Annotated in this window: 13 protein-coding genes; 2 read left to right on the top strand and 11 right to left on the bottom strand. The window is 37.1% G+C overall.

All coding sequences use genetic code 11. The features are described 5' to 3' along the window. Nucleotides 1-52: 52 nt before the first annotated feature. From K1I41_RS11140 to K1I41_RS11130, 3 genes are all read right to left on the bottom strand, one after another. Nucleotides 53-1129 (bottom strand): ABC transporter permease, encoded by a 1077-nt coding sequence (locus tag K1I41_RS11140; RefSeq protein WP_220640419.1) that lies wholly within the window; start codon nucleotides 1127-1129, stop codon nucleotides 53-55. A 7-nt stretch (nucleotides 1130-1136) separates the two neighbouring features. Continuing rightward, entirely contained in the window at nucleotides 1137-2120 is a 984-nt protein-coding gene (locus tag K1I41_RS11135; protein ID WP_220640418.1) for a MauE/DoxX family redox-associated membrane protein, read from the bottom strand. A gap of 69 nt (nucleotides 2121-2189) precedes the next feature. Next, nucleotides 2190-2732: a DUF1599 domain-containing protein gene (locus tag K1I41_RS11130; RefSeq protein WP_220640417.1), complete on the bottom strand. Its 543-nt coding sequence runs from the start codon at nucleotides 2730-2732 to the stop codon at nucleotides 2190-2192. Nucleotides 2733-2811: 79 nt separating this feature from the next. Between K1I41_RS11130 and folP the strand changes: the two genes are divergently transcribed. Beyond that, the gene (gene folP / locus K1I41_RS11125; RefSeq protein WP_220640416.1) at nucleotides 2812-3636 is read left to right on the top strand and encodes a dihydropteroate synthase; all 825 of its coding nucleotides are present in this window, start codon (nucleotides 2812-2814) and stop codon (nucleotides 3634-3636) included. Nucleotides 3637-3690: 54 nt separating this feature from the next. On the opposite strand, the gene rlmH is transcribed toward folP, so the two are convergent. The 6 genes from rlmH to rpsF all read right to left on the bottom strand — a co-directional run bounded on the left by rlmH (nucleotide 3691) and on the right by rpsF (nucleotide 7986). Further along, on the bottom strand, nucleotides 3691-4164 hold the full coding sequence (gene rlmH, locus K1I41_RS11120) for a 23S rRNA (pseudouridine(1915)-N(3))-methyltransferase RlmH (protein WP_220640415.1): 474 nt from the start codon (nucleotides 4162-4164) through the stop codon (nucleotides 3691-3693). Then, on the bottom strand, nucleotides 4164-6164 hold the full coding sequence (ligA, locus tag K1I41_RS11115; RefSeq protein ID WP_220640414.1) for an NAD-dependent DNA ligase LigA: 2001 nt from the start codon (nucleotides 6162-6164) through the stop codon (nucleotides 4164-4166). Before ligA ends, rlmH begins: the two co-directional genes overlap by 1 nt. Nucleotides 6165-6274: 110 nt before the next feature. Continuing rightward, on the bottom strand, nucleotides 6275-6742 hold the full coding sequence (locus K1I41_RS11110) for a DUF6495 family protein (RefSeq protein ID WP_220640413.1): 468 nt from the start codon (nucleotides 6740-6742) through the stop codon (nucleotides 6275-6277). 143 nt (nucleotides 6743-6885) lie between these two features. Further along, nucleotides 6886-7329, bottom strand: a complete 444-nt coding sequence (rplI, locus tag K1I41_RS11105) for a 50S ribosomal protein L9 (RefSeq protein ID WP_220640412.1) — start codon at nucleotides 7327-7329, stop codon at nucleotides 6886-6888. 15 nt (nucleotides 7330-7344) lie between these two features. After that, entirely contained in the window at nucleotides 7345-7641 is a 297-nt protein-coding gene (rpsR, locus tag K1I41_RS11100) for a 30S ribosomal protein S18 (protein WP_188619714.1), read from the bottom strand. Nucleotides 7642-7644: 3 nt separating this feature from the next. Continuing rightward, the gene (rpsF, locus tag K1I41_RS11095) at nucleotides 7645-7986 is read right to left on the bottom strand and encodes a 30S ribosomal protein S6 (protein WP_220640411.1); all 342 of its coding nucleotides are present in this window, start codon (nucleotides 7984-7986) and stop codon (nucleotides 7645-7647) included. 180 nt (nucleotides 7987-8166) lie between these two features. On the opposite strand from rpsF, the gene K1I41_RS11090 reads away from it, so the two are divergent. Further along, nucleotides 8167-8874, top strand: a complete 708-nt coding sequence (locus tag K1I41_RS11090; protein ID WP_220640410.1) for a LytR/AlgR family response regulator transcription factor — start codon at nucleotides 8167-8169, stop codon at nucleotides 8872-8874. On the opposite strand, the gene priA is transcribed toward K1I41_RS11090, so the two are convergent. Next, nucleotides 8868-11315, bottom strand: a complete 2448-nt coding sequence (priA, locus tag K1I41_RS11085) for a replication restart helicase PriA (RefSeq protein WP_220640409.1) — start codon at nucleotides 11313-11315, stop codon at nucleotides 8868-8870. The two genes, K1I41_RS11090 and priA, sit on opposite strands and share 7 nt — an antisense overlap. Nucleotides 11316-11411: 96 nt before the next feature. Then, entirely contained in the window at nucleotides 11412-11840 is a 429-nt protein-coding gene (locus tag K1I41_RS11080; protein ID WP_220640408.1) for a DUF2147 domain-containing protein, read from the bottom strand. Nucleotides 11841-11851 lie beyond the last annotated feature (11 nt).

The raw sequence follows: 11851 nt of genomic DNA, 5'->3' as shown, positions 1-11851 counted from the left end.
ACCTAACAAACTTACACAGTTATTTACTAAACATCGTTATAGTTTTGTGAAATTATTGAAGGCGTATTTTAGGGTCGAGCCAAGCATAAATAACATCTACCAGAATATTAATTAATACAAACGTGGTGGCTATAACTAATACGGCACCCATAATTACGGGTAAATCCAGTGTGTTTAATGCCTCAACAATTTCTTTACCTAAACCGTTCCACCCAAAAATATACTCTACAAAAACAGCTCCTGCCAGCATGGATGCAAACCAACCCGATACGGCTGTAACTACAGGGTTTAATGCATTTTTTAGGGCGTGTTTCCGTATAATACGAATTTCGCTCAGTCCTTTGGCACGTGCTGTACGGATGTAATCCTGCCCCATAACTTCTAACAATGAGTTTCGCATTAGTTGTGTTACCACCCCAATAGGGCGAATGCCGAGTACTATAGCGGGTAGTATTAAATTTTTCCACTGTATATAAATACCTTCGCCAAAATCGTCTACTTCGTATAAGCTACCCGTCATGTTTAGGTTGGTGTATTGATGCAGTAAAAAGCCAAATATCCAAGCAAACAATATTGCCGAAAAAAAAGAGGGCAAACTCATACCCAACGTACTAATTAGGGCAATTGCCCTATCTAGCCAAGTATCTTTATTAAGTGCAGAAATAATACCGAGTAGTATACCCATAATAATAGCAATGGTAATAGCACTAAATGCTAATACTATAGTGTTGGGTAAGGTATCGCCAATTACTTGTGTTACCTTTTTACCACTTTTCTGGAAGCTCTCGCGTAAATAAGGTGTTTTTACTACTGTGGTTGTAGTACCCATTGTAAATAATGGTGCTGCGTTGTATTTTCCTTTTAATAAATAGGTATAATCGCCTTTTGTAGTACTATGGAACGAAATAGGAGATAAGTCGTTTAAATAGTACAAATACTGTGTACTTACGGGTTTATCAAACCCATATTTTTTTTTGATGATAGCTAATTGCTCCGAGTTTTCATTCTGGTCGAGCATCATACGGGCAGGGTCGCCAGGCAGTACCGTAAACAAAAAGAATATAACCGTTACTACTCCAAAAAGTGTGAGTAGTGCGTAGCCTATTTTTTGTAAAAAGTACTTGAGCAAACGAAAATTATTTTATTGCCGAAGCGGGTTTGTTTAACGATTCCATCAACTCATCGGCAACAAACTCCCTTTCGTTAATACCATCCCATTGGTTAACTACGTTACCATTCCAAAGGTAAATAACACCAGGAGTATCGTTTTCGTCGCCTAAAATTTTCCAGAAGTTTACAATATCCAATACCTTATATGGATATTCTGCGCCAGCATATTCAAAAAACTCAGGAATTAAATCGGCTTCCTCATCCATAAATAGTACTCGAATTTCAGGAAAATCTTCATTTTCGCGCTTCATCTTGGTAAGTTGTTTGGCAGTATCTTTACAATGTTCACATCCAGGTGCAAAAATGGCAAGTATTTTTTTATTTTTATCAATATTGGGGAAGTACGCCGAGTAGTCCGATTTTACTGCCGCAGGTCCATCGCCTGTTGTTACCTCTACTTCGTTGCCTTCAATTAGATTGCCTACTACAGTAGTTTGTGGCTGAATTGGGGCAAGCATAAATACCGCTAATATACTGGCAAATGTAACAGTTGTAAGTACCCAGAAGTTTCTTTGGTCGTTGCCTTTTGGTAATAATTTTTGCAAGTACACCAATAATACTATAGCAATTACATTTTTTATAATAGCTTCAATAGGCGTCATAGGTAGTAGGCTACCAAAACAACCGCAGTTACCGCTATTACCACCATTTTGAATGGTTTCTATACTTAGGTGTGCAGTAAACACTAAAAGCATTAGTATGGTAGCTGGTATAACCAGTTTTTTTAAAAAATGGGGTTGTAGCAGTAGTAATCCCAAAGCCAACTCTAACCCGATTAATATTCGTGAAAAATACGGTGCAAAACTTTCCGAGAAGCCCATTACATACAATTGCTTTACCTCGAACGTAGTAATAGCAAAATAGGGTGAAGGATACATTTTGGCTACTGCCGAAATTAAAAATAAAAATGCTACAATTATTCTTAGTAGTACAGGCAAATATTTCTTCATAGCTTGTAGGTTAATCTAAAAGTTTATCAAATATAACGCTTAATAACAGTACAACTTGTTAATGAGTTGTTATTGCCCAAAGCCCATATGGATTAAGGCAAAAACGGCATAATTAATCATATCCTGATAGTTGGCATCAATCCCTTCCGATACTAATGTTTTTCCTTTATTATCTTCAATTTGCTTTACACGAAGTATTTTCTGCAAAATTAAATCGGTTAACGAGCTTACCCGCATATCGCGCCAAGCCTCACCATAATCATGATTTTTAGCTTCCATTAAACTTTTGGTGATTTGTATTTTTTCGTCGTATAGTTGTACAGCCTCATCTGCGTTAAGGTCGGGTTGTATGGCAATACCTCTGTCCAGTTGTATTAAGGCCATTACCGAATAGTTTATTATACCTATAAACTCGCTAGTTTCATCTTCATCTACCTTGCGTATATCGTTCTCTTGTAGGCTACGTATGCGTTGTGCTTTTATAAAAATTTGGTCGGTAAGCGACGGTAAACGCAATATGCGCCATGCACTTCCATAATCTTTCATTTTCTTACCATACAGCTCCCTGCAATGGTTAATTACGCTGTCGTATTCGGCGGATGTATTACTCATTTAAGTACTATCTTTGTGTAAAAATTCAAATGTAGTAAAAAACGCTCCAAACCCAAAGGAGCAATGCAAAATACACCCTATGCTTATTAACTGTAAAGGCAACCTCATCGACCTCGCACAACCCAGAGTAATGGGTGTAGTAAATTGTACACCCGACTCTTTTTACGATGGCGGAAAATATAAGAATGAAAATGATTTTTTGAAGCAAACAGAACGAATGCTAAACGAGGATGCCGATTTTATTGATATTGGTGCGTATTCCTCCCGACCTAATGCTGACTTTGTATCTGTTACTGAAGAATTACAACGTATAGTGCCCGTAGTGGAACTTGTTTTAAAACATTTTCCAGAGGCATTAATCTCTATAGATACTTTTAGGGCTGAAGTTGCAAAAACTTGTATAGATACTGGTGCAGCTATCGTAAACGATATCTCGGCAGGCATGCTCGATGAGAAGATGCTGGAAACCGTAGGAAAACTGCAAGTACCTTATATTATGATGCATATGCGGGGCACCTCACAAACCATGCAAACCCTAACGCAGTATGATGATATTATAAAAGAGATGCTATTTTATTTTTCGGAACGTAGTGCTGCCGCCCAAAAGTGTGGTATAAACGATATTATTATAGACCCTGGTTTTGGTTTTGCTAAAACTTTAGCGCAAAATTACCAAGTAATGCAAAAACTGGAGTTATTTAAAATGACGGAATTACCGATATTGGCAGGCGTATCGCGAAAATCGATGATTTATAAGTTGTTGGAAACGAAGCCAGAAGAAGCCTTAAACGGCACTACGGTGTTAAATACTATTGCGTTAACCAAAGGTGCTAATATACTGCGTGTACACGATGTAAAGGAAGCGGTAGAAGCGATAAAGATTATGATGAATTTTGAGTTTTAAATTTTAAATTAAAAAGTCATAATTCAACATTTAAAACTCAAAATTCAGAATAATTTATTGATGATGATACGGCTCATTCCTTAAAATAGTAAAACCCCTGTATAGCTGCTCTATAAAAAACAAGCGTACCATTTGATGTGAAAACGTCATGGCAGATAATGCTATTTTACCCTGTGCTTTTTGATATACGGCATCCGAAAAACCGTACGGACCACCAATTACAAATACGAGTGTTTTAATGCCCGAATTCATCTTTTTTTGTAATTCTTTAGAGAAGCCCACGCTGCTAAAACTCTTACCATTTTCGTCCAATAGAATAAGTTGGTCAGTAGGGGACAGCTTACCCAAAATAAGCTCACCTTCTTTTTCCTTTTGCTGCGCCTCACTAAGGTTTTTTACATTCTTAATATCAGGAATTATCTCTAAATCAAATTTTACATAAAACGATAAACGCTTCATATAATCATCTATAAGCGTTTGTAAAGCCTTATTATCAGTTTTGCCTACGGCTACGAGTTTTATGTTCATTAGCTGTTTATCATTGCAATAAAATCATCTTCACTTATTATGGGTATCCCTAGTTTTTCGGCTTTCTCTAGCTTGGCAGGTCCCATATTGGCGCCTGCAACCACATAGTTGGTTTTAGAGGATATAGAGCTACCTACTTTACCACCGTTATCTTCTATAGCTTTTTTAAGTTCGTTACGCGATAGTTTTTCAAATACGCCTGATACGACCAATGTTTGACCTGCCAACTTATTACTAACTGTAGTATCTTCTGTTTCCTGTATTTCAAGTTGCACGCCATAGGTTTTAAGCCTGTCAATAAGTTCTCGGTTTTTTTCATTCGCAAAAAAGTCAACAACGCTCTGTGCAATGCGTTCGCCAATTTCATCTACCAGCACCAAATCCATAAGTGTAGCGGTGGCAAGGTTATCAATGTTTTTGTAATGTTTGGCTAACTTTTTGGCTACAGTTTCGCCCACATACCGAATACCCAATGCGTACAATACCCTTTCGAAAGGTATTTCTTTTGATTTTTCGATGCCATTGATGAGGTTCTCTGCCGATTTTTCTGCCATACGCTCCAACGGTATAACTTGCTCCTTTTTAAGTTCGTATAAATCGGCATAATTGGTAATTAAACCATTATTGAAAAGCAAAGCAACTGTTTCGCCTCCCAAACCTTCTATATCCATAGCTTTACGCGAAATATAGTGCTGTATTCTTCCTACTATCTGCGGAGGGCATCCGTAAAAGTTAGGGCAATAGTGTTGCGCTTCGCCTTCTTTTCGTATTAATGCCGTTTCACATTCAGGGCAATGCGTTATGTATTTTGTTTTGGCAGAGTTGGCAGGGCGTTTCTCAAAATTAACCTTAATAATTTTTGGGATTATTTCGCCTCCTTTTTCAACAAATACGGTGTCGCCTTCGCGTACATCCAATTTAGCAATTTGGTCGGCATTATGCAAAGAGGCACGTTTTACTATAGTACCTGCCAATTGTACAGGCTCTAAGTTAGCAACGGGTGTTATAGCACCCGTACGACCTACTTGATACGTTATGGCGTGTAATATTGTGGTGGCTTGCTCGGCTTTAAACTTATAGGCTATTGCCCATCGGGGCGATTTTGCCGTATAGCCCAATTCTTCTTGATGGTTAAGGTTATTTACCTTAACTACTACGCCATCGGTTTCGTAAGGTAATTCGTGTCGGTGTGTATCCCAATAGTCTATAAATTCAAAAACCTCATCTATAGTAGTAGCGAGTTTAGCTTCTTTAGGCACCTTAAAACCCCATTCGCGTGCTTTTTCGAGCCCCTCAAATTGGGAGGTAATAGGTAAATTATCTCCTACCATAGCATACAACAAGCAATCTAACGGACGTTTGGCTACTAATGCGCTATCCTGTAGTTTTAAACTTCCAGACGCTGTATTACGGGGGTTGGAGTAGGGTGTTTCGCCAATTTCAATGAGTTCCTGATTCATTTTAGCGAAACCTTCTAAAGGTAAAATGATTTCGCCTCTAATCTCAAAGCGCTCAGGGTAGTTTCCTTTAAGTTTTAACGGTACAGATCGTATGGTTTTTACATTATTGGTAATCTCGTCCCCTTGGAAACCATCGCCACGTGTAACGGCTTTGGCTAACTTCCCATCCTCATAGGTTAAACTAATGGATGCGCCATCGTATTTTAACTCACAGGTATAAGTAACATTATCTGTACCCAACCCCTTGTGTACGCGTTGTTCCCAATCTTGTAACTCCTCTTTGGAGTAACCGTTATCCAACGAGTACATACGGTGTTCGTGCTGTATCGTTTCGAAATTTTTAGTAATACTACCACCTACACGTTGGGTAGGGGAGTCGGCATCAAAATATTCGGGGTGCTTTGCTTCAAGCTCTTGTAGTTCTTTTAGTTTTTGGTCAAACTCAAAGTCCGTTATAACAGGTGCATCAAGCACGTAATAGTTATGGTTATGCTCACGAAGTTCATCGCGTAATGTAGTTATTTGTTGCAGAATATCCATATACTGGGGTTTGTTGCCTGCTAATTTAGCTAAACTTTATTGAATGTTAAAACGCTAAAAAAGCCAAACTAAGTGTTGGCTTTTTAACTTCTGAATATCTTGGGTTTATACTAAAACATATCTTCGAGCTGCTTGTAAAGTACACCCTCGCTTAGTATTGCACCTTGCTGTACAAGGTTGAATATTTCGGCATTTCGGTCTTCTCCAAATGGTTTTGTACCACGCGATACTTTTACTTCTTCAGCAAATATATTTTCGCTTAACCATTGTAGTCCTTCTGGCGTAAGGAAATCAGCACTTGCAGTGTGGGCATGTATAATAATGCTTTCCATTTTTTCTTTACCCATTTTAAATAAAAAAATGTGGTTTTTGGAGTAATGCTCTAACCACTCGGCTTTATCGAGTACCGCTTCCCATATCATATCGCTAAATACATCAATTTCTTGCTCGGCAACTTCTGGTTTTTCCTCCTTTAGTGTATCCCATTCTGTTTTATCTATTTGTTGTGATGCTAAAAAACGAATAAATTCTGGGTGTAACTCTTCGAGTTGTTCTTTGGTAAGGCGTGTGTATTTCATATTATGTGTTTTTAAGCCACGAATTATACTGATTACTCTAAATTTATTAGTTATAATAGGTGCGATTAAGCAGTTTTAGGCTAAAATTATATATAAAAAAAGCCTTCCCAGTTAAAGGAAGGCTTTTTATATAACACTAATAATTACTCTTGTTCGGCAACAATTTCGTAAGGAAGCTCAACGATAACTTCGCGGTGAAGCCTAACGTTTGCTGTATATTTACCAGTACGTTTTACGATACCACTTGTAATATACTTTTTATCGATACTATGTCCGTTTTTCTCTAATGCTTCAGCAATATTTGCATTGGTTACAGAACCAAATAATTTATCGCCTCCTGCTTTAGCAGTAATTTTTATCTCTAAACCTTTAAGTGCTTCAGCGGTAGTTTTTGCATCGTCTACCATTTTTTGCTCTTTAAAAGCTCTTTGCTTTAAGTTCTCAGCTAGTACTTTTTTAGCTGTAGGAGTTGCCATGTGTGCAAATCCTTGTGGGATTAAAAAGTTACGACCATATCCTGGTTTTACTGTAACAATATCATCTTTAAACCCTAAATTCTGTACGTCTTGTTTAAGTATAAGTTCCATAATATTGCCTCCTTTTTATTTTAATAAATCAGCCACATATGGCATTAATGCTAAATGACGTGCTCTTTTTACGGCTACAGATACTTTTCTTTGGTATTTTAAAGAAGTACCAGTAAGACGGCGAGGAAGTATTTTACCTTGCTCGTTTACAAACTTTAGTAAAAAGTCAGGATCTTTATAATCTATATACTTGATACCTGATTTTTTGAAACGGCAATACTTTTTAGCCTTGTTTGTCTCTATATTTAAAGGTGTAAGATATCTGATATCTCCATCTTTTTTTCCTTTAGCTGACTGCTCTATACTTGCCATAACTTAGTTTGCTTTAGCTTTTAGTTTTTCTCTTCTTCTTTCTGCCCATGAGATAGCGTGCTTATCCAAAGTAACAGTTAAGAAACGCATAATTCTTTCGTCACGTCTAAACTCAGTTTCAAAGCCAACTAAAATATCAGCTGGAGCTTTAAATTCAAATAGGTGGTAAAAACCACTTTTCTTGTGCTGGATTTCGTAAGCTAGTTTTTTTAAGCCCCAATCCTCTTTAGCTACCATCTCGGCCCCTTTTGAAGTAAGATAATCCTCAAATTTACTTACTGTTTCCTTTACCTGGGTTTCAGATAAAACGGGATTCAAGATGAAAACAGTTTCATAGTTGTTCATAATGATATATAATTAATTGTAAAAATTGGCTGCAAAAATAGTGCTTTTTATTTAAATAACAATGCGTAAAATAGATTTTTTGTAGTTATAAAAACGCTTTTTTTTTGTTTATATTTGTAATCATCCCAACCAATAAAGAATACAATTTTACTGAAACCTTTTTACTAACCGACCTGAATAATGAAACTTAACTGTGTAGTTGTTGACGACAGCACCATACATAGAATTACTATTGCCAAATTAGCTAATGAGCATCCTGACCTTGATCTTGTTGGAGATTTCTCTAATGCTTCCGAAACGCGCAAATGTATTCTGAACAAGACTGTCGATTTAATTTTTTTAGATATCGAAATGCCTGTACAAAGCGGCTTTGACTTGCTTGATGGACTAAAAACAAGACCTCAAATTGTTTTTGTCTCGGCTAAGTCAGACTATGCCTTGCGTGCTTTTGATTATGCCGCTATTGATTATTTACATAAACCTATAAAAAAAGATCGTTTTAATAAAGCGGTTGAAAAAGCTATAGAACTGCACCAAATGAAAAAAGAAACTCCTGAAGATGAAGGGGAATTTATTTTTGTGAAGAGCAATCTGAAAAATCTTAAATTATATATTGGGCGCATTAAATGGGTAGAAGCCCTTGGCGATTATATAAAGATTATTACGGAAGATGGTACGCATTTAGTACTATCTACCATGAAAGCTTTTGAAACACAATTACCTAGCGATAATTTTTTACGTGTTCATAAGTCATTCATCATTAATATCTCTAAGGTAGAGCGTTTTAATAGTAGGTTTGCCGAAATAGGAAGTACACAAATTCCGCTTAGCCGAAACCGCAAGGAAGATTTGGCAAAAGCCGTAAACAAAGCATCACAATCTCAATAAGGGTCTACGTTAACCGATATCCTTACAGCCCTATATTGCGCTACAGCCTCAAAACTCTGTAGCGCTTTACTTATTATGCCTTTATTACTTGGTAACGATGTGCCTTGTGGTACTTTTATCATTATAGTGCGTAGGTACTGGTTACGTATTTTACTTATTCTAGGCTCTTCTGGACCGAGTACGGGTACCTCGAGGTTTTGCGATAATACGTTGTACAGCCACATTGCTGCATTTTTGAGTTTCTCGTAATCTTTATGTTTTAGTGTAAGGCGTACCAGCTTATAAAATGGCGGGTATTTAAAATTGTGTCTTTCGTATACCTGCTCTTTGTACATACCATTGTAATCGCTGTTGCTAACTTGTTGTATTACATTATGTAGCGGATTATAAGTTTGTATCATTACCTTGCCTCTAATGTCTTTACGTCCTGCTCGTCCTGCAACTTGTACCATCATTTGGTAAGCGCGCTCAAAAGCTCTAAAATCAGGCTGATAGAGCATGTTATCAGCATTTAATATCCCAACAAGGTGCACATTATCAAAATGAAGCCCTTTGGCAAGCATTTGTGTACCCACCAGTATATCTACTTCTTGGTTTTTAAACGCAGTAATAATTTTCTCGTAACTGTACTTACCACGCGTCGTATCTTGATCCATACGTGCTGCATTTTTATCAGGAAATAGCGTTTTAAGTTCAGCCTCTATTTGTTCTGTACCAAAACCTTTGGTAGACAGGTCTGGCGAGTGGCATTCGTGGCAATGGGTAGGCTTAGCAATGTTATGCCCACAGTAGTGGCAACGCAATTGATTTTTGTATTTGTAATAAGTAAGGCTAACATCGCATTGTGGGCATTGGGGTACGTGTCCGCACGTTATACACTCTACCCAAGGCGAAAATCCTCTACGATTTTGGAATAGTATTACTTGTTTTCCTTCGGATAGTGTTTCGGTTATCGCCGTAATCAGCTCGTCACTAAAATGCCCTGTCATTCGCTTACGTTTGTACTTATCCTTTAAATCTACCAATACAATTTCTGGAGGCATTACATTACCGTAACGCTCTGTAAGTGCTACATAGCCGTACTTATTGTGGGTTGCATTGTAATAACTCTCTATACTTGGGGTTGCAGAGCCTAACAAAACTTTAGCTTTATGGTAGCCTGCTAATACTATGGCAGCATCGCGTGCATGGTATCGTGGTGCGGGGTCGTACTGTTTAAATGTTTGTTCGTGTTCTTCATCTATAATAATGAGCCCTAGTTTTTGGAAGGGTAAGAATAACGCCGAGCGTGCACCAATAATTACCTTTGCTTTATTGGAGCCTTGTAATGTGTGTTGCCATGTTTCAATCCGCTCGTTATTGGTGTATTTTGAGTGGAATACAGCTACTTGGTTGCCAAAATAGGCAGTAAGCCGTACTACCAATTGTGTTGTTAATGCTATTTCGGGGAGTAGGTACAATACTTGCTCTACTTTGTTAATATAGCTTTCAATTAATTTTATGTAAAGTTCTGTTTTACCGCTGGATGTTATGCCGTGTAGTAACGTTACCTGATGATTATTAAAGTTTTTTTCTACGGCATTTAATGCTTCTAGTTGTTTTGTACTTAATGTAAAAGCAGCAGTATTACTTTCAGAGAATTGGATTCTGTCTTCTGCTAGCGTATAACTTTCAAAGATGTTCTTGTCTACTAACGCTTTTATAACACCAGATGATACTCCTGACGTTGCTGCTAGTTTTTTAGTAGTTATTGGTTTTTTAGTTGTAGCCTGTAACTGAAAATAGTGCAGAATAGCATCGCGCTGTTTTTGCGAACGCGATAATTTTTCTAGTAATTCGTTTAACTTTTCAGGAGCCGAATATTCAGGCTGTAGTTTAATATATTGGGTTGTTTTAGGCCTGTATTTTTCTTTGATTTCTTCCTGTAATGCTATAGCATTTACTGATAAAAGTTTGTTTATAATAGGTAGTACCGTTTTTTTGTTCAGAATATCCGATACTTCCTGTATTTTAATGGACGATTGTTTGCGTAAGGCATCATAAATTAGGTATTCGTCATCCGTTAACGTAGCTATTTCATTATACTCTTTTACAGGCGTTATTATGGTTTCGCTTTCTAAAATATACCCTGATGGCATTGCTGATCTGTATACATCGCCAATACTGCACATGTAATACCCTGCTATCCAATGCCAATGTTTTAACTGTATTTCGGTTACTATTGGTTTTTCGTCTAGTATTTGGTGTATTTCTTTGGCTTCGTATAGCTCTGGTGGATTTTGATGCAGCCCTGTAGCCAAAGCAGTATAAATTTTACTACGTCCAAAAGGCACGGCAATACGCATACCAGGCTGTATATAGTTAAATTCAGTTTGTGTAATGGCGTATGTAAATGGCTTGGGTAAGGCTAGTGGTAGTATTACTTCTACAAAATAGGGCATACAGTAGTATTTATTACAAATATAGGCTGCAAAAAGCATAAAAAAAACACCTCATAATTACAGAAGTGTTTTTTGTATATAAGTTTATACTGTTTATTATACGCGTATCCAAGTTTGGCTTCGCCCTATAAACGAGAAACCTAAATAACCTCTAACATCAAGTTTATCTTTGCCATCTAGTTTTATGGTACAACTGTATAGTTTTCCTTTGTTAGGGTCTAGTATATCGCCATCGGTATACTCATCACCATCTTTCTCAAGTCCTTTTATAATAACAAGTCCAAGAATAGGTTTGTTTTTATCGGCACCTTTACATTTGGTACATTTTGCCTCTCTTTTAGCAGGATTTAGTATCTCGACTACCTTACCGTATATTTTGCCATCTTTCTCGTAAATCTCTACAATAGATTTTGCTTCACCTGTTTCATCATCAATAGTTTTCCATTTTCCTGTAACCCCTTGCGCAGCGGCAGAGAGTATTCCAGCGGTAAAAACCAATAGTAGTGTTAGAAAGTATTTTTTCATAATAAAATGTT

Source organism: Flavobacterium litorale (assembly GCF_019613795.1).
GTDB lineage: Bacteria > Bacteroidota > Bacteroidia > Flavobacteriales > Flavobacteriaceae > Flavobacterium > Flavobacterium litorale.
The sequence above is the reverse complement of the archived record's forward strand: the minus strand, read 5'-3'. Positions and strand labels throughout refer to the sequence as shown.